At 43.5% G+C, this 19,696-nt stretch carries 16 protein-coding genes; 8 read left to right on the forward strand and 8 right to left on the reverse strand.

Annotation, left to right across the window (positions count from 1 at the left end; all coding sequences use genetic code 11):
- Positions 1-71: 71 nt before the first annotated feature.
- The gene (locus GW12_RS01870) at positions 72-1,079 is read left to right on the forward strand and encodes a lysophospholipid acyltransferase family protein (RefSeq protein WP_034582682.1); all 1,008 of its coding nucleotides are present in this window, start codon (positions 72-74) and stop codon (positions 1,077-1,079) included.
- Here the strand turns inward: GW12_RS01870 and GW12_RS01875 are convergent.
- The 3 genes from GW12_RS01875 to GW12_RS01885 form a co-directional block, all read right to left on the reverse strand.
- Positions 1,060-3,522 (reverse strand): DNA internalization-related competence protein ComEC/Rec2, encoded by a 2,463-nt coding sequence (locus GW12_RS01875; protein WP_034582710.1) that lies wholly within the window; start codon positions 3,520-3,522, stop codon positions 1,060-1,062. The genes GW12_RS01870 and GW12_RS01875 overlap by 20 nt on opposite strands.
- A 95-nt stretch (positions 3,523-3,617) precedes the next feature.
- A complete protein-coding gene (gene lolD / locus GW12_RS01880) occupies positions 3,618-4,301 on the reverse strand; it encodes a lipoprotein-releasing ABC transporter ATP-binding protein LolD (RefSeq protein ID WP_034582684.1) in 684 nt (227 codons plus the stop codon).
- On the reverse strand, positions 4,294-5,529 hold the full coding sequence (locus GW12_RS01885) for a lipoprotein-releasing ABC transporter permease subunit (protein WP_034582685.1): 1,236 nt from the start codon (positions 5,527-5,529) through the stop codon (positions 4,294-4,296). The genes lolD and GW12_RS01885 overlap by 8 nt, the downstream gene beginning before the upstream one ends.
- Positions 5,530-5,555: 26 nt before the next feature.
- Between GW12_RS01885 and GW12_RS01890 the strand changes: the two genes are divergently transcribed.
- Positions 5,556-6,122 (forward strand): PilZ domain-containing protein, encoded by a 567-nt coding sequence (locus GW12_RS01890; protein WP_034582689.1) that lies wholly within the window; start codon positions 5,556-5,558, stop codon positions 6,120-6,122.
- 13 nt (positions 6,123-6,135) lie between these two features.
- Here the strand turns inward: GW12_RS01890 and GW12_RS01895 are convergent, their stop codons facing one another.
- Positions 6,136-7,035: a DMT family transporter gene (locus GW12_RS01895; RefSeq protein ID WP_034582692.1), complete on the reverse strand. Its 900-nt coding sequence runs from the start codon at positions 7,033-7,035 to the stop codon at positions 6,136-6,138.
- 12 nt (positions 7,036-7,047) lie between these two features.
- On the reverse strand, positions 7,048-7,536 hold the full coding sequence (locus GW12_RS01900; RefSeq protein ID WP_161788370.1) for a YaiI/YqxD family protein: 489 nt from the start codon (positions 7,534-7,536) through the stop codon (positions 7,048-7,050).
- 248 nt (positions 7,537-7,784) lie between these two features.
- On the opposite strand from GW12_RS01900, the gene GW12_RS01905 reads away from it, so the two are divergent.
- Together GW12_RS01905 and GW12_RS15825 are read left to right on the forward strand one after the other, a co-directional pair.
- Entirely contained in the window at positions 7,785-8,714 is a 930-nt protein-coding gene (locus GW12_RS01905; protein WP_034582695.1) for a hypothetical protein, read from the forward strand.
- 411 nt (positions 8,715-9,125) lie between these two features.
- Complete coding sequence (locus GW12_RS15825) at positions 9,126-9,269, forward strand: hypothetical protein (protein ID WP_171077646.1); 144 nt, start codon at positions 9,126-9,128, stop codon at positions 9,267-9,269.
- A gap of 65 nt (positions 9,270-9,334) precedes the next feature.
- Here the strand turns inward: GW12_RS15825 and serC are convergent, their stop codons facing one another.
- Entirely contained in the window at positions 9,335-10,417 is a 1,083-nt protein-coding gene (gene serC / locus GW12_RS01910) for a 3-phosphoserine/phosphohydroxythreonine transaminase (RefSeq protein ID WP_034582698.1), read from the reverse strand.
- Between the two features lie 384 nt (positions 10,418-10,801).
- Between serC and GW12_RS01915 the strand changes: the two genes are divergently transcribed.
- From GW12_RS01915 to GW12_RS01930, 4 genes are all read left to right on the forward strand, one after another.
- Positions 10,802-12,265, forward strand: coding sequence for a TolC family protein (locus GW12_RS01915; RefSeq protein WP_034582700.1), 1,464 nt, complete (start codon positions 10,802-10,804; stop codon positions 12,263-12,265).
- Positions 12,266-12,327: 62 nt separating this feature from the next.
- Entirely contained in the window at positions 12,328-13,359 is a 1,032-nt protein-coding gene (locus GW12_RS01920) for an HlyD family secretion protein (RefSeq protein WP_375730984.1), read from the forward strand.
- The gene (locus GW12_RS01925; RefSeq protein ID WP_034582703.1) at positions 13,360-14,502 is read left to right on the forward strand and encodes an ABC transporter permease; all 1,143 of its coding nucleotides are present in this window, start codon (positions 13,360-13,362) and stop codon (positions 14,500-14,502) included.
- Positions 14,499-15,608, forward strand: coding sequence for an ABC transporter permease (locus GW12_RS01930; RefSeq protein WP_034582704.1), 1,110 nt, complete (start codon positions 14,499-14,501; stop codon positions 15,606-15,608). The genes GW12_RS01925 and GW12_RS01930 overlap by 4 nt, the downstream gene beginning before the upstream one ends.
- An 8-nt stretch (positions 15,609-15,616) precedes the next feature.
- Here GW12_RS01930 and GW12_RS01935 read toward each other — a convergent pair whose 3' ends face one another.
- Both GW12_RS01935 and gyrA read right to left on the reverse strand, forming a co-directional pair.
- Positions 15,617-16,033, reverse strand: coding sequence for a DUF4878 domain-containing protein (locus tag GW12_RS01935; RefSeq protein WP_034582715.1), 417 nt, complete (start codon positions 16,031-16,033; stop codon positions 15,617-15,619).
- 67 nt (positions 16,034-16,100) lie between these two features.
- Entirely contained in the window at positions 16,101-19,067 is a 2,967-nt protein-coding gene (gyrA, locus tag GW12_RS01940) for a DNA gyrase subunit A (RefSeq protein ID WP_034582707.1), read from the reverse strand.
- Positions 19,068-19,696: the final 629 nt, after the last annotated feature.

The following is a 19,696-nucleotide window of genomic DNA, read 5'->3' on the forward strand; positions in this document are numbered from 1 at the left end:
TCTGTCTAAATGGATCGTTTTATCCTATAATAATTTTCTATTATTCCTTATTTGTGATTCACTTAACCTCAATGTCTGCATCAAGCTCAAACAATTCCACCTATGGTTTGCTTAAATTTGTCAGCCGACTTCCGCTTCCTGTCATGCGATTCATGGCAAGCAGTCTTGCAGGCATTGTAAATTTATTAAAGACCTCTAAAACCTCTGAACAGATTCGATTCAATCTGAAAATCAGTTTACCTGAACTTTCAGAAGAAGAACGCGAAAAGGTAACGCGTGCTGCAATCCGCAATGAGCTGATGTCTTATTTCGAGTTTTTCAATATTTGGGGAAGTAGTAATGAAAAGAATATTGAGCGTATCCATAAAGTAGAAGGTGAAGGTCTACTTAAAGAAGCTTTATCCGCTCAAAAAGGATTGGTATTGGTCGTTCCACATTTTGGTACCTGGGAAATCATGAATGCTTATATGGCCCAGTATACCCAAATGAGCATCATGTATAAGCCAGTCAAAGATCCTGCTGCCGATGAATTTGTACGTGAAGCACGTGGTCGTGAACAGGCAACCCTATTGCCAACTGATGAAAGTGGAGTTCGTCAGATTTTTAAAGCCTTAAAACAAGGGGGGACTACTGTGATCCTGCCTGATCATACGCCAAATATCGGGGGTGAATATGTTCCCTTCTTTGGTGTGCCACTGAGTTCCAGTAATCTTACGGCTAAATTGATTCAGAAAACCCAGGCCAAATGTCTGTTCCTCTATGCTATGCGTAACGCAAATGGTGGTTTTGACATGTTTATAGAATCTTTGGATGAGCAGATTTATACAACAACACCCAATCACGGCACAGAAATTATCTTTAAAAAAATGGAAGAGCTGATCCAGCGATATCCAGAACATTATCACTGGAGCTATAAGCGTTTTAAAGCCCATCATGTACTCGGTGATATTTATAATATTCCACATGAAGAAGCCTTGATAAAAATCAATGATCTCCGTAAAGCTTACCAAGATAAACAAGCACAGTTTGCCTTAGAAACAAAACAAAATCCTATTGCTTCTACTCAGGCTGAAGTCTAGCCGATTTGTGTTTTAGCCATTTATACTTGTCTCGATAGGCTTCTAGTTGCATTTTATTATTACTATTTAAGATAAATTCAACACTTCCCTGCTGTGCTGTATTAAGTAAGGGAATATTCAGATCATTTAATCTAGCCTGAGTCAGGCTACTAGGATGTCCGTAACGATTAAAGCGTCCAGCAGATGCTATTGTTAACTGTGGACGATAATGCTGCAAAAACTGATAGGATGAGCTGTGCTGACTGCCATGATGCCCCAAGACCAGCACATCCACTTTTAAATCGGCATATTGTTGTAATAATTGATATTCAGTTTCCCAACCACCATCTCCCATCAATAAAAAGTTTTGATAAGGCCAAGCATCCTTGACCTGAAGATGGATCACACAAGAATTTTCATTCTTATTCGCATAAATAGAATTCAATGCTTCAGGTTTTGGGGACAAGATCTGAAAATAAATCTTTTCATTCCAGTCCCAGGTCTGCCCTTGCCGACAGTATTGAAATTTCATACTTGTATTCAGTTCAGGTCGTTCACTAGACAGAATTTCTTTTACCTTTAGCCGGTCACGAATATGCAGATAGGCACCGCTATGGTCCTGATCCAAATGGGTCAAGATCAGCTGATCTAGTCTGGAAACACCTTGCACAGATAAAAATGGTAGGATGATCTGCTCCCCCACACTAAAACGGTTTTCATCATAATTCCCACCCGTATCAATTAACATGCTGTGTTGACCTTGGCGGACAAAAATCGACTGACCTTGCCCTACATCTAAGACAGCCAGTTGAAATGGATGGCTATAAAATGGCAATGCAATCATAGGAAAAATCCCGCAAGCAGCCCATGCTTTTGGAACTAGACCTTGTGGCATAAAGAGAATCAAAAGTATCAGAATACTAAGCAATAGCATCCACGGTGTCATCGCGACAGAAATTAATTCAGGTGAAAATAAATGATCAAGAAAATTTAGCAAGCCTAATAAGCCACTAATAAACAAGTTATTTATTTGAAAGACCAAAGCAGCCAGCGGTTCAGCCATAAAGAAAAATAAAGCTGCGATAATATCTAGCGGCACAATCAGCAAGCCAATCCAAGGGATCGCAAACAGATTACTGATTGGCGCAATCCAGGCAATCTGCTTAAAGAAAATAATCATCAACGGAAAAAGGGCTATAAAAATTTTCCACTGTGATTCCACCAGAATCTTGCCAGCAAAGAATAACCGTTGCTTTAAATTCTGAACCTCACCCAGTGGTTGTCGTTCTAGAGTCTGATAAATTCTTAACAGAACAAAACAGGCGCCATAGGACAGCCAGAAGGCAGCAGATAAAATACTAAAGGGATCAAACAACAATAATATTGCTGCACTCAGGATCAATAGTTTCAATGGTTGAATATGCAGCCTGAACCAAATCGATATAGTCACAATAACGCAGATCAGCAATGTCCGCAGTGCAGGAATTTCAAACCCCACAAAAGCACAGTACAGCAAAACACACAAGAGAAAGGGTAGACTTAGAAAATATTGTTTGGGCCATTTCAGATAGAGATGTGGCACAAATTTGGCAACCAGAAACTGTAAACTGGCGCAAAAAATCAGGGCAAAAATCACAACATGCGGTCCAGAAATCGCTAATAAATGGCTCATGCCAAAACGGCGAAACTGTTGTTCAGTTTCTGGATTCAGTAGACTTTCATCTCCTGTCAGCAAAGCTAATGTTAAGCCTTTATTATTAAGGGGTTGCCGATAAATAAAATGTCTGAGCTCGAGCCGTTTCCGCTCAATCCAGAGTAAAAACTGGGAACTTAAGCTCTGCTGTTGCCTGAGATGTGAAGAAAAACCGAGTGCATAGAGCTCTTGCTGAGTTAAAGGTTGAATCTGCCGGATACGAAACCCAGTCATATAATTCTGCTCCATATACCATTTCTCAACATCAAAGGCACCCGGAGTGGCATAGGCATGAGCTGGACGAATTTCGCCAAACAACCGGTAATAATGCCCTAAAGCCAAAGGCTCTTTATCAAGATAAGTTGCCTGAACCGGACCTTCATGTTTCAGTGTTCCCAGCCATTGCACCATTGTTCCATCAGCTTTTAATACAGTGAGCGGTTGCTGGATACTATAAGGACTGATTTTATTCAGCCGAGAAATATGAACAATCACTTCTTGTGGCTTTTGTTCTCGTTCAACTCGCTGTAATCGCTGATCCAAAGCCTGATTGGCATAGCCTTGTCCCAAGATGAAACTTAAGCCTATTGATAAAAGAATAATGAAAAAACGGATATAAACCAGATGTATTCTGGAAAGAAAAATGCGGTAGATGGCTATCCATAGCAACATAATCAGACAGGCAAAACCCGCCGAAATATAATATTCGGTCTTTCCCCACCCCATTGTCGTAAGGCCTAAAATCCAGCCCACACAAATCCAAAGCAGCATCATTTTTTCATTATTATTTTTCTTACAGGCAATAATAAAGCCCACCGAGGTGAGCTTCAATCAAACAGGATTATTCCAATATTTTGTTGATGTGTTTAATCATTGACCCATAGGCCATCCTGCATATGCAGGATACGATCTGCTGATTTTGCCAGCTGTTCATCATGGGTCACAATCAGCATCGCCATATTAAATTCCTGACGTAATTCACTGAGCAATTCATAAATTTTCACTGCCGTTTTACGATCCAGATTACCCGTTGGTTCATCCGCCATCATCAGTTTAGGCTTACCCACCAAGGCACGAGCCATCGCAACACGCTGACGTTCACCACCAGATAGTTCACCCGGCTTATGAGTAAGACGATGGCTTAAGCCAACACGTTCCAGCAAATATTCCGCTTGCGGTTTGACATCTTTAAATTTAGTGCCTTTACGTAGCATTAGTGGCATCGCCACATTTTCCAGCGCAGTAAATTCTGGCAACAGGTGATGGAACTGGTACACGAAACCTAAATGTTCATTTCGCACATAACCACGTTCTGCTTCAGACAAAGTATCGAAACGTTTACCGTTCACTAAGACCTGACCCGCAGTTGGACGGTCTAGACCACCCAACACATGCAGCAAAGTACTTTTACCTGAACCACTTGAACCGACAATTGAAACAAACTCACCTGCTTGCACCTGTAGCGACAGGCCACGAATCACCTCAACAGTAGATTTGCCATCGGTAAAAGATTTCTGGATATTCTGGGCATCTAAAATCAGATTACTCATAACGCAATGCCTCCGCTGGCTGGATTTTCGCTGCACGGAAGGCTGGATAGATAGTTGCCACAAAACTTAAACCAAGCGATAACGCTACAATCACCACCACATCCTGCCAGCGCAGATAAGATGGCAAATAGTTGATGAAGTAGGCATCAAACATATGCAGACCTAAGCTATTGTTCAGCCAACCCACCAGACTACTGATACTGGTCGCCGCGATAATGCCGAGGATAGCCCCAGCACAGGTCCCAATCACACCAATCACAGTCCCCTGTACCATAAAAATTTTAGTAATGGTAGCTGGTGAAGCGCCTAAGGTACGCAGAATCGCAATATCAGATTTTTTGTCAGTGACCACCATCACTAACGATGAAACGATGTTAAATGCCGCAACTAAAACAATCAGGAACAATAACAGACTGACCATCGCCTTTTCCATCTGAATGGCACTAAACAGATTACCGTGGGTATATGTCCAATCTGATGCATAGAAATTCGCAGGTAGATTCATCACGATATCACGTGAAACTTGCGGTGCCATAAAAATGTCATCCAGCTTCATACGAATGCCTTGTGCACCATCAGGCAGACGCAATAAGGTCGCAGCATCATTCAGAGCGATATAGCCCATCATCGAATCAACTTCAGCGCCGATACTGAAAATACCCACAACTTTAAAGCGTTTAAATCGTGGCACCACACCCGCTGGTGACGGCGTCGCTTCTGGCAATACAAGGGTAATACTATCGTTTAATCCGACACCCATCGAGTCCGCCATTTGTTTGCCTAAAACAATGCCAAATTCACCTTTTTTCAGCTGATCAATGCTACCCTCGACCATATGGTTCTGAATGATCGAAACTTTTTTCTCATACTGAGGTTCAATCCCGGTCACCATAATCCCGGCAACCTGACCTTGTGCCGTCAACATCCCCTGTAACTGGGTAAAGGGAGCTACGCCTTGAACGTGTTCATGCTGTTCAACTTTCTTTGCAAGTTCAGGCCAATTTGTTAAAATTTGTGTTGAGGAAACAGTGGCTTGAGGTATCATTCCCAAGACGCGATTTTTCAATTCTCGATCAAAACCATTCATTACCGATAACACGGTAATGAGGACTGCCACACCGAGCGTGAGGCCGATCATAGAAACTAAAGCGATAAAAGAGATAAAGTGGTTACTGCGCCGTGCGCGAGTATATTTCAACCCTATGTACAGCGAGATTGGTTTGAACATAACCATCTAGTCCGAGGTAATAAATTATGGAAAATTCACAGCATCAGAACGGATTCGCAGAACGACGCGTCATGTCACGTATTGATGCTGCCATACGAATTAATTATCAGATTATTTCCGACGATGTTGCCTTAAACGATCCTTATGATCCAAATTTCGCATTGCCCCGCTATTTTCTACTACTTGCGGAGTTAGATCAATTTGATCACGCGCTTAACTACGAATTAGAACAATTAGCTGAAAAAGATCAACAAATTGCTCGAATCTTATCCTTATTCAACCAAAAATTAAACCTGATTACCGGTTCTTTGTACGACGCCATTGTACAAACCATGTTACCGGTACCGGAGCAGGTCAACTTTTCCGAGTCGGGTTTAAGCTTCTTTAGTGATGATCCAATCAGTGATGGTACCTATATTCACCTGACCTTAAGCCACCCGGAAAACTTCTTCCATGTCGCTGCGATTGCACAGGTGGTTTATAGCCGTGCGGAAGAAAATGGTAAATATCGTACCGGTGCTTACTTTGTGACCTTGCATCCGCAGGACCGTGCCAAAATTGGAGAATGTGTGAAAGCGTCACTGGAACAATAAAGCAGTTCAGTGACTAAATATCCTGGCGGGCTTGCAGGCTCGCCCGAATCTCTTTCAAGAAATACACCACCAGACCAGACAATAAAATCACCACTCCTACTAAAGCAATCAGCGGCAACTTTTCATTATTCAATACCGCCCCAATCATCAAAGCCAGCATCGGCGTCAATACATTGGTTAAAGACAAGGTTGTCGGTTTAATCTTCTGAACCAGTTTAAAATAACAGAACATCGCGATCAATGAAGCCATAATCACTGCATACACCAGTCCGAACAAGGACTTGGCATGCGGCATTGCTGTGGGTGCGTATTGCCAGATAAATGGCAACATGCCGATCGAGAAAATGACCGATAAAGCTATCGAACCCGCTGCCTGAGCCATCGGATCAATCGGTGCATTGATTTTCTTCACCCAATACATCGACATGCAGTAAACCAGCACCCCGGTAAGGGCAATGATAATCCCGACCGGCTGTACATGCTGATTTGCATCACCCAGACAAATAATGGAAAGTCCGGTTAAGGCAATGGCCATGCCGAGCCATTGGTTTAGAGACAGATGCATCTGAAAGACAAAACGGCCAATTAATCCGGCAATCAGCGGTGACAGCCCAAACATCAAGGCAATAATGCCGGAGCTTAAATATTCCGTAGACCAGTAGGTAAAGATTTGCGAACCGATAAAACTGAAGGCACCCGCCAGATAACTATGCAGGGAAACACGATCCAAAGGCAGTTTGGTTTTGAATAACCAGAGTAGCCCTAACGCCAAAGGCAGTGCCAAAAAGAAGCGGATCGCCAATGCCCACATCGGATGCAGATCTTCCACACTCCAGACAATTGCCAGTGGTGTGGTGGACCAGATGAAAACCAATAAAGCATAGGTCACCATCAGGTTACTTGGTTTGGGCATATAAATCTCGTTCTATTTAATAGCAGTTTTACGTTTCTGTTTCTGGATGGTCTGGTCTAAAGCGCTTGAGAATTCACGTTTATCACGTTCTGAAATGGGTGGAGGTCCACCTGTTTGCACACCAGCACCTCGCAAGGTATCCATAAAATCACGTAGATGCAGGCGTGCTTTGACATTAGCGGAAGTATAGATTTCCCCACGTGGATGAATGGCAATACCGCCCTTTTCAATCACCTGTGCTGCCAGCGGAATATCCTGCGTGATCACGATGTCGTGTTGTTTCATGCGATCCACGATTTCCTGATCTGCTGCATCTGCCCCGCTTAAAGCCTGAATAGAATTGATCCGGATTGAGGGCGTAATCCCCACCGGCTGATTGGCAACGAAAGTTACTTCCAGCTGATAACGGTCTGAGGCACGGATAATTACATCTCGAAGAATACGGGGCAATGCATCGGCATCGACCCAAAGTTTAAATGGCAACACGCAATAGCCTGGCATGAAAAATGATAAATGCTATTCTAGCAAATGCTGCCCGACCCGACCCGAGATTCTGCATACCCTTTTGATATGATTCAGTAACTGTTTGGCATTGCTAAGTTTAAACTCAGGTGAATAGCCAGTTGCAAGGAAAAATTGACAAGCTCTCCACTGCAATTTAAGTTTAAATTTCACCTGATTGACTTGAAAAATCAGAATAACCCTCGATTAACTAATTATAAATCAGCAATCCTGAATCAATTGTGCATATGAAAAATCCAAACAGTCCTGAGATTATCACCGTTGATGACCAAAATTTCGGTAGTCATGTTGAACACTGGAATCTACTCACAGACAACCCAGACACAGATGTACCGAAATGGTTAACTCAGGCACTTGATGCGCCTGTCATGCCGATGGGCCTGTGTACGCAAGAATGCGATATGGATGAAAATACCTGGCTGATCCAGGGGCCATCCAAGGCTACTGTACAATTGAGCCAGATTATTGCGGTAGAAAATAACAAGCCTAAATCCGTCAAAACTGCTTTCCCGACTTTTGATAGTCCTTATAAAGTGAAGGCACAGATTGAACGGATTATCAGTTGCAAATCCAATACCCAGGCGGTATTACGCCTGAATCTGGGACTGAATAATATTGTCTATGCTTTTGACAGCCTGTATAGCGTCAATCATGCACACTATGACAAGGATCAAAGCTATCAGGTCAATCTGAATGCCTGGGCTTATGAACTGGAACCTGTGGCTGAACATGAACATTTGGTTGTCGATGATCCAGCTTCAATCAAGCATCACCGTGCCCTAAATGACATTCTGGCAGCCAATAATGGCATTGCACCGGATAACCTGCAGGAACAGATTGATGCCTGGGAGCCAAAATCTGAAGATGACAAGGCTCCGGTCACTGTCGATTTCTCAAAAATGGTAGCTTACTTGTATGGTGAAACGGTTGGTCAGGAAGATGAAGCCTGGTTCCAAGGCAATATCGTCGGGAAAACCTCAATGCAGTTTATGGATCAGGAATTCACGCTTTATGATGTGACGCTGATTCATGACCAAGGCCGTCCGGCAACTTTGATCCGTGTGGCAACCCGTAATCCTGCACATAAGGATTTCACCATTGGCCAATACATTCGCGGTAATTTATGGATTCAGGCCAACATTTATCATCCTGCCTAAATTTCCCACAGTTTAAATTCAAAATAAAGGGGTATTCACCGTGACTGAATATCCCTTTATTTTTTAACGCTTCATTTTTATTCATTATTTTTAGTTTTCGATTAATTTTTATCCACAAGCTGATATTAAAAATATAAATTTAAATTCATAAATAATCACTTTATCCACAGTTTTAAATTTAAATAAACTCATTTTTAAATCACGCTAATATTATCTAGGAAATTGTGAATGCCCTATCAATCGTGGATTATAGATTTAAACAGGAAATTTGCCGATTTATCTCAATGGTTTAATTAAAATAAAAACTTTGTGAAGTTAAATTAAGATTGTTCTTTATTTAATCAATTTTTTATGATAAAAAGGCGGATAACAAATATGAATTAACGATAAATAGATCGGACAAGAATATCTATGAAAATCGTGCAGGAAGAAAATATACATCAGGTTGAGCAGCCTCATCTGAGCTCGGGGTATGACATTGATATGATGTCAGGACTATTTTTTGTCTTGGGCATGCTGATCTGTGGCTTAGTATTGCACCACTTCGTTTTTTAAAATTATTTTTCCAGAATTTTTCGCATAAAAAACCCAGCCTGAGCTGGGTTTTTCGCATTCAGACATTAAGCATTGCGTTTTGCAAACTCATCCATGAATTTCACCAGGGCTTGTACACCTTCTAGCGGAACGGCATTGTAAATACTTGCACGCATACCACCGACTGAACGGTGACCCGCCAAGTTCAACAGGTGATTTTCTTCAGCTTCTTTCAGGAACTGTTTTTCCAGCTCTGGCTTAGCCAAAGTAAATGGTACATTCATGATTGAACGGTTTTCTGGTGCAATCGGATTTGCATAGAAGTCGCTAGAATCAATGTAGCTGTACAGCAATTCCGCTTTTTGCAGGTTCACTTTGTGAATCGCTTCCACACCCCCCTGTTCCAGTAACCATTCGAATACCAGACCAGACAGGTACCAAGCATAAGTTGATGGTGTATTCACCATAGAACCGTTTTTCGCTTGGTCTGCATATTTCAGGATGCTTGGAATTTCTGGTTTAGCTTGATCCAAAAGATCGTTACGGATAATCACCAGAGTCAGACCTGCAGGACCGATGTTCTTTTGCGCACCGGCATAGATCAGACCAAATTTAGACACGTCGATCGGAGCAGACAGAATGCTTGAAGAGAAGTCACAAACCAGTGGCTTGTCAGTTTCTGGAATATTGGCGAATTGCAGACCACCGATGGTTTCGTTATCTGCATAATGCACATAAGCGGCATCATCAGACAGGTTCCAGGTGCTTTGATCGGCAATGGCCAATTTACCGTCTGCAGTTTTGGTACCTGCTTCAACAACATTGATGTCGCCATAGCGTTTTGCTTCTTTTAACGCTTTTTCAGACCAGATACCAGTATGGATATAATCCGCTTTGTTATTTTTGCCCAGCAGGTTCAGTGGAATCGCTGAGAATTGCAGAGATGCACCACCCTGTAAGAACAATACTTTATAGTTCTCAGGAATGTTCATGAGTTTGCGTAGGTCTGCTTCGGCCTTTTCCGCAACCGCGACATAGTCTGCACTACGGTGGCTCATTTCCATGATCGAAAGACCCTTGCCCTGCCAGTCAAGCATTTCAGCTTGAGCCTTTTCAAGTACGGCAGTAGGTAATGCAGCAGGACCAGCACAGAAGTTGTACGCGCGCATGATTTTTCCTTTCAGAGTGAAACACAATAAAATGATGGCATTTAACCATATCTCGGCGTAGCTTGCACAAAATTATTTCTATCTAGGAATGAAGATAGAGTCAAAAAATCAATGTAGATTCGAGGGATAATTTGAATGTGTTTTATTTTTCAGAGCTTAACTGAGTGATTTTATTTGTGTGTAATCTTCTAGAGCAAATATCAAAATAAATCCTTTGGCAATGGGCTGAAATTTAATCATGGTTCATTCAATGTTGATGAGTACTTTAAAAGTGAACCTCTTTTCGATGACACAATACTACAACTGAATCTGTCGCTGACTTGCAAGCACTTGATTTATAATGCAGCTTAAACTGAATGAATGTGACAATTACATCACCACTTTATGAGCATAAAGAACAATAAACGACGTGTCTGCTGGGGTTTGACCGTGCTTGCATCCATGATGTATGGCACCCTTACACATGCGCAAAGCATCAGCTTTCACGATGCTGAACGACAGTTATTACAACGCAGCTATAGCAACCAGGCTTTCCAAAGTCTGGAACAGGCTGCAAAACTTGAAGCAGAAGCGGTTAAAGGTATAGGTTTGCCAAGGGTTGATCTGAATATTCGGGCTTATGCCTTTCGTAATGAATTAGATATTCCTTTAGGTGCTGTTAAAAATAACCTTGAGCAGTCACTTACCAATGGCTTAAATAATAAAATTGATGAGTTTAATTTAGATCAAAATATTGCTGACCCGCTTAAAGAAGGCCTGAAACAACCTATTCATGATGGAGTGGGTTTAATTCCTGATTCATCCAATGTAGTGCTGAGAGATGAAGTTATTCGCCCGACTGTTTCCGTGATGATGCCACTTTATACCGGTGGCCTGACCCGTAGTGCCAAAGAAATTGCCAATATTCAGGCGGGTCGCAGTGAACTCAGCAATCAACAGCAGCAGGACACTCAACGCTTTGAACTGATTCAGGCATATTTCAATGTACAGCTGCAAAAGCAGCTACTCGAAGCAGCGCGTTTTAACGCAACTGCTATGCAGCAGCATTATCGCAATGCCCTGAAAATAGAACAGCAGGGCTTTATCAGCAAAGGGCAACGCATGCAGTTTGAAGTAGCGCGTAACAATGCAGAGCGTGCCCAGCAAAATACCCAAGCCAACCTCAAGGCCGCACTGTTCCAGCTGAATAACCTGTTGCAGGACAACAGCATTACCGAACTGAGTACACCTTTATTTGTCAATCGTGCTGAACCGCAAAATGTCAATGTTCTGCTCAGCAGCTTTAGTGAGAACTCCCCACTGATCAAAAAAATGCAGCTGGATACCGAACTGGCCAAAGCCAATGTCAAAGCCCAACAAGCAGCAAAAAAACCAAATGTGTTTGCCTTTGGCGAATACAGTCTGGATGAAAATGAAAATTGGATTGTGGGTGTCGCAGCACGCTATAACCTGTTCTCTGGCGTGGATAAAAACAAGTCTATTCAGGCAGCAGAGCTGAAACGCTTTGCTGCTGAACTCATGACGGCGCGCACTCAGCAAGAAATTGAAAACCTGATTTATAAATCCTTTAGTGAAGCCGTCAGTGCTCAGCAAAGTGACGTATTACTACAACAGAACTTAAAAGCGGCTCAGGAAAATCTGCGGATTCAGGAATTATCTTTTAAAGAAGATGTTGGGACGGCCAATCAGGTGATTGATGCACAAAACATGCTAAGTAGCCTGAAAGCGGAAATGGCGGTGAATGCCTATAAATATGTAATGTCATTGGCCACCCTGTTGCAAAGTCATGGTTCGCTTGCAGAATTTCCCAACTATATGCAACATGCCAATACCCACTATATTCGTTAATGGAGCCACACATGACTGATGCGCAAAAGCCAGAACACCCAGTTGATGAGCAGGCTTCAGAAATGAATCAAGACCATCAGACTGAGGATCTTTCGACTGAAACAGCAAAAGAAAAACCTGTAAAAAAATACCTGTTACTCGCTACGCTTCCTATACTCCTAGCGCTAATCGGTTTTGGCTTATGGAAAACCTATCAGCCCAAAGACATTGAACTGCAAGGCCGGGTTGAAGCAGAAACGGTGCAAGTTGCGACTAAAGTGCCAAGCCGGATTGAAGCGGTGTATATCCATGAAGGTGATGAAGTCAAAAAAGGCCAAGTACTGGTCAAACTGAATAGCCCTGAAGTGGAAGCAAAAAAACAGCAGGCTTTAGCAGCTTTGCAATCTGCCTTGGCTTTGCAATCCACCGCCGAACGTGGCTCCCAGGACGAAAATGTTGCTTCACTATATGCCAACTGGCAGTCCCTTAAGGCACAGGAACAACTCGCTAAAACTTCCTATCAACGTGGAGCTAACCTGTTTAAGGAGGGCGTCATTTCCCGCCAGCGCCGAGATGAACTGTTTGCAGCTTCACAATCTGCATCCCAAATGACCGAAGCTGCTTATCAGCAATATGCCCGGGCTAAACGCGGCAGTACACCAGAACAGAAAAGTTCAGCAGATGCTCAGGTCGATATAGCCCGTGCAGCAGTCGCTGAAGCCAATGCACTAGAAGCAGAAACTGAATTATTGGCACCGATTGATGGTACCGTCTCCAAAACCTATGGCAATGTCTCTGAACTGGTCGCTGCTGCTGTGCCGGTGGTCAGCCTAATTTCTGCAAAACGCTGGATCAGCGTGAATATTCGCGAAGACCAATATGCGGCTCTCGGTGAAAACAAACAGCTGGAAGGCTTTATTCCAGCACTCAATAAAACTGCAACCTTTAAAGTCAAAGGTATCAGTGCCGAAGGTGAATTTGCCACCATTAAAACCACCCGACAGACTGGCGGTTATGATGTGCGCAGCTTTAAAGTCCATCTGGTTCCAGTGAACGACATTCCCGGGCTAAAAGTCGGTATGAGTGTGCTGTTTAAACTGCAAGAGCCAAAATAAATGCAAACAGGATTCTGGGCAGGCATCCAGCGCGAACTGCGCTATTTATTCCGCGAAAAGTGGGATCTGGCACTGGTTCTGCTTGCACCTGCCTGCATCCTGATTCTGCTGGGCGGTATGTTTGCTCAAGGCAAACCGGATCATTTACCGATTGCGATTATTGATCAGGATCAAAGCAGCCTGAGCAGTAAGATTTATGATCATTTATCTTTGAATCATACCTTACAAGTGCATACCGTTTCCGATCAAATGGTCGAAATCGAAAAGCTATTAAACGAAAATAAAATCTGGGGCTATATTCATATTCCTGCCGGAGCCGAGCAGCGACTGGTCAAGGCCCAAGATGCCGAAATCAGTATTGCTTTCAACCAAAGCTATTTCAGTATCGGTAATACCATTTCTTCAGCCATGCTACTCAGCACCTTGCAAGCCCTAGCTGAATTTACTGGTAAGCAGTATCTAGTTAACACGCTCCCCTATCTGAATGCACCTACACCGAATATTAAAATTTCCCCACTGTATAACCCACAGCTGAATTATGAATTTTATCTGGAACCCTATATGGTTCCGGCGATTCTACACTTGCTACTTTGCTGCTGTGTGGCATTTACGGTAGGTCAGGAACTGAAACGGCATACCTTTCAGGAATGGATCAGTCAGCAAAGCCTGTGGTCAGCGCTGCTGTCTAAAAATCTGGTCTATGTGGCAATCTTCTGCGTCTGGACCTGGATCTGGATGATATGGATAGTGGAAATTCGTGGCTGGTTTATTGCCGGATCACTAGGACTGATTTTATTGACACAAGTGTTGTTCTATAGTGCTTATGCCTTTCTCAGTAGTGCTGTTGTACTTGTCACGAAGGATCTCACCAAATCTTTTGGCCTACTCGCAGTCTATGGCGGTTCATCGCTCAGCTTTGCTGGAGTTACTTTACCCCTGAACAATGCCCCACTGTTTACCCAGTTCTGGGCCAATATCATTCCCTATACGCCCTATGCCAAATTACAAACTGAGCAATGGGTGATTGGCAGTCCGCTCTATCTGTCCCTGCAACCGTTATTGGTACTCGCTGTCTATGTAATACTTTATGCGGTGCTAGCTTATATTTTTCTGAAAAGAACAGCCCAAGGAGTGTCCTCATGAAAGCACTTTGGGCAGCTTATTGCCAAACTTTTAAGGATATTATTGCTAATACCAGCATCTTCACGACACTGATTTTATCGGTATTGTTTTACAGTTTTTTCTATCCAACCGCATATAAGGCGGAACAGGCAGAAGCATTACCTATTGTTATCGTGGATGAAGAACAGAGTGCGCTAAGTAACACCATTATCAGTCATGTTAGCCAGAGTCCCAATGTGCAGATTACAGCAGTTACCGGAAATTTTGCTGAAGCCAAACACATGGTCGAAACCCAGCAAGCCGATGGCATCCTATTATTGCCAGACAATCTTTCCCAGACCATCCGGCATGGAGAAAATGGCGGGATCGGATTGTATTTAAGTGCTGCCAATTTCCTGATTACTAAACAGATCGGTTTAGGATTGGTTTCATCAGTTGAAAATACTTTAAGTGAATATGCCGAACGCTTTAGCGAGATTTCGCATTTTTCTCCTGCCCTATCCATTCACCAGATTCCGCTATTTAACCCGCTGTCAGGTTATGGCAGTTATGTATTTCCAGCTGTAGCACCGTTGATTATTCATCAGACGATTTTTCTGGGACTGAGCATGCTGTTGGCGCTGTATCGGGAAAATAAACAGATCATCAATCTGACCCGTTTGTCCGGGATTAGTCTGGCCATTCTGACCATTGGTTGTCTGGGCTGTTACTACCTGTTTGGCTTTACCTTCTGGTACTTTGATTATCCGCGTGGCGGGAATTTCTGGGGTATGCTGTTGGCTGTACCTATCTTTGTGTTTTGCATCATTGGGATTTCCACCCTGTTTGCCAGCTTTCTGGACATGCCGGAACGTGCTGGACACGTCATCGTGTTTACCTCGATTCCGCTGTTTATGCTCTCGGGCGTAGCCTGGCCCTATGCTGCCATGCCTGCCTGGATGCAAATGCTGGGACAAACTCTGCCTTCAACACAAGCCGTGCATTTATTTATTCAACTCAATCAGATGGGTGTGCCGACCTCGCTGATACTTGGCAAGTTAGCCTATTTGCTGGCTGTGGGAAGCATTTGTTTATGCTTAGGCTATTACCGTTTAAACCGACAAAATAAACAGCTTTCGTTTGATTAAACTAGAGCTTATTCCCCGTAAACCCGAATATAGAAATTCTGGATTTTGGTACTGCCATTGGGCTTGTCAAAGCTGACATCGTACTGCACCAGATTCTTTGGATAGGCAATTTCATAGCTGACCTTGTATTCACTCGGTTTGCCGGTTTCTTCCACAAAGGTTTTCACCATCAAGGTCTTGGACTTGTATTCACCCTCCGGAATGGAATGTGAAAACTTTTTCATGGTTTTCTGGTTTTCCTGGAAATACTGCTGAAGTTTAGGATCCAGATAGCTTAGGAATTCCTCATACTTGCCATCACGCAGGTCGTTGTAAGCAATTTCAGCTACCTTTTCCTGCGCAGGACTCGGATTCGGCACCTGATCTGTATTGCTACAACCTGCCAGCAGACCTAGTCCAGCCAGTAACATCAGTTTGGTTTTCATCATCTCATTTCCAATCAAATCTGTAAAAAAGGACGCCGAAGCGCCCTTTTTATAAGAAGAATACAGCTTATTCTTCTGTGGTGTTGTCTTCATCCTGAGCTGTTTCAGCAGCATCAGTCGTTTCAGATGAAGTCTGTTCGGTTTCTTCAACCAGATCCAGTTCTTCTTCATCGTCAACTGCTTCGATCGCTTCAACACCGACCAGTTTTTCATCTTCTGCCAGACGGATCAGACGTACACCTTGGGCATTACGGCCAGTCTGTGCCACTTCAGATGCACGGGTACGAACCAGCGTACCGCCATCAGAAATCAGCATCAGTTCTTTAGAAGCATCAATCGCAACTGCACCCACCAGCTCACCGTTACGTTCAGAGGTCTTGATTGCAATCACACCCTTACCGCCACGTTTCTTGGTTGGGAAATCATCGACCGGCGTACGTTTACCATAACCGTTTGCAGAAGCACACAGCACTTCGCCAGTTTCTGGAACCACTACCAGTGATACGATACGGCTAACCAGGTTGCTTTCTGAAGAGTCTTCATCATCCGATTCAACATCGACATCTTCAACATCTTCTACCTGAGACGCACCGATGGTCACACGCATACCGCGTACACCCTTCGCTGAACGGCCCATGGCACGAACGTCAGTTTCAGCAAAACGGATTGCTTTACCTTCATTCGAGAACAACATGATTTGCTGTTCGCCATCGGTAATTGCCACGCCTATCAGGGTATCATCACCATTCAGTTCAATGGCACGCAGACCATTTGAACGGACATTCGAGAATTGTTCCAGCTCAACACGCTTGATGGTACCGTACTCGGTTGCCATGAATACGTAGAAGTTTTTACGCAGGTTTTCTGCCTGTTCAGCAAACTCGGCAACGACTTCATCATCCAGATCAGTTGCAGACAGTTCTACACCCAGCTGTTTCAGCTGTGAACGCAGAGCATCGGATAAGTCATCACCATCTGCCAGTTCAGCAAAGGCTGCTTCTAGCTCGGCATAGTGTGACTTGATGATGTCATTTTCTAGCAGCTTGTCTTTATTCGTTTTCACGAAGCTGCGGAAATCTGCCAGACGATCCTTGAAGCGTTTTGGCGCATCAATCACCGGCAGAATTGCTGTAATGGTTTCGTTGTCCTCAAGCGGTAACAGATTCACCATTGGACGACCTTTGGAACCACGAGAGGCTTGAGGTACTTCAAAGACTTTCAGACGGTAAACCTTACCGACATTGGTGAAGCAGAGTACGGTCGCATGGTTCGAAGTGACGATCAGATGACGGATATAGTCATCTTCTTTCATCGAAGTGGCTGATTTACCACGGCCGCCACGGCGTTGTGCCGCATAGTCAGATAATGGCTGAGTTTTCGCATAACCAGAGTTCGAAACAGTCAATACCACCTGTTCTTCTGGAATCAGGTCTTCACGAGAGAAGTCCACGCGAGATTCCACGATCTCGGTACGACGTGCATCTCCATACTGTTGCAGGATTAAAGAAAGTTCTTCTTTGATCACGTTCATCAGCAGGTTAAAGTCATTCAGAATCGCGGTGTATTCTGCGATTTGTCCCAGAATCTCGGTATATTCTGCTTGTAACTTGTCCTGTTCCAGACCAGTTAGACGGTGCAGACGTAATTCCAGAATTGCACCGACCTGGGTTGGAGACAAACGGTAAATCTCGCCATCAATACCGAATGGACGGCTTGGATCTTCACCTTCAATTTCGTCAGGGCGTACAGAAACCGCGCCCGCTTTTTCCAGTAATGCAGCCACGCCACCTGCAGCCCATTCACCGGCCTGTAAACGTTCACGTGCTTCTTGTGGGTTTGCAGAAGTCTTGATGGTTTCAATGATGGCATCAATATTCGCCAGTGCAACCGTCAAACCTTCCAAGATATGACCACGTTCACGTGCCTTACGCAGTTCGAACATGGTACGACGAGTCACTACTTCCTGACGGTGACGGATAAACGCGGCAATAATGTCTTTCAGGTTCATCAATTTCGGCTGGCCATTATCCAAGCAGACCATATTGATGCTGAAAGCATTTTGTAGCTGGGTATTCAGGAACAGGTTATTCACGATCACTTCAGCGTTTTCACCACGCTTCAGGTCGATCGCAATACGCATCCCTTCCTTGTCGGATTCGTCACGCAGTTCTGAAATACCTTCCAGTTTTTTCTCTTTGACCAGTTCAGCGATACGTTCAATGGTTTTCGCCTTGTTAACCTGATATGGAATTTCAGTGAAGACAATCGTGCTACGACCAGATTTCGCATCTTCTTCGATATGGTATTTACCACGTATGAACAGACGCCCTTTACCGGTACGATACGCGTCGACAATGCCAGATTTACCGTAGATGATGCCGCCTGTCGGGAAGTCAGGACCTGATATGTGCTCCATCAACCCTTCAATGCTGATATTTGGATCATTGGCATACGCCAGGCAGGCATTGATGACCTCAGTCATGTTATGCGGTGCCATGTTGGTTGCCATACCCACGGCGATACCAGCAACACCATTCACCAGCAGATTCGGAATACGCGTTGGCAGCACTTGTGGAATGCGTTCAGAACCGTCATAGTTGTCTTCCCATTCCACGGTATCTTTTTCAAGATCGCTAAGGAGTTCATGGGTCAGCTTACGCATACGTACTTCGGTATAACGCATTGCCGCTGCACTATCGCCATCGACAGAACCGAAGTTACCTTGACCGTCTACCAACTGGTAACGCAAGCTAAAATCCTGGGCCATACGGACAATGGTTTCATAAACGGCAGAATCACCATGCGGGTGATATTTACCGATTACGTCACCGACTACACGTGCAGACTTTTTATATGCTTTGTTATAGTCATTGCCTAATTCGTGCATTGCGAAAAGCACACGACGATGAACCGGTTTTAAACCATCTCGTACATCGGGCAATGCACGTGACACAATCACGCTCATCGCATAATCGAGATATGAGCTTTTAAGTTCATCCTCAATGGCAATCGGTCTAATTTCCGATACGCTCATGCATACTCCTTATTCTACAGGTCCAGGTTGACCTGTATTTATATGTCGTAAATCTAGCTAAAAATTGGCCCAAAAAAAGGTTGAACCAATATTAAAATTCAGTCGGACAGTATAGCATAAAACCGCCCAAATTAAGCCGTTTCCGATACAACTATCTAAAGGATTTTCAGTAGAAATTTTAACCAATTCACAGATTTTTACGTATAAAAAAACCTCCCCAGACAGAGGTTCATTTTGAACCTGATTTATGGGGGTTCAGGTATGGAAATTTTCACTTCGGAATCTGTAATTTTATCTGGGCAATCGAGGGGTGAAAGCTGTTTTGACCTTACTTTAAAATCTCATTGGAATCATAATCAGGCAATTAAAAACCAAGTGATTTTCTATCCAACCTATCGGGAATTCTAGCAACAGATCATTTAAGTTTTCAGAAAATGACCTTCATCAATAAAACATGAATAGAAGCATTATTTTTATCTCATCTGAGATATGTTGATTCTCATCTTTATATACCAAAAAACAGCGTATCTACTAGACCTCTTGCGAAAGTAAAAACTGCCTCAATATAGATTTCATGAAATATCAGAAATTAAACCGTTTTTCAGATTCTGAATTCAAGCGCTTGGTTG

Source organism: Acinetobacter sp. HR7, from assembly GCF_000773685.1.
GTDB classification, from domain to species: Bacteria; Pseudomonadota; Gammaproteobacteria; order Pseudomonadales; family Moraxellaceae; genus Acinetobacter; species Acinetobacter thermotolerans.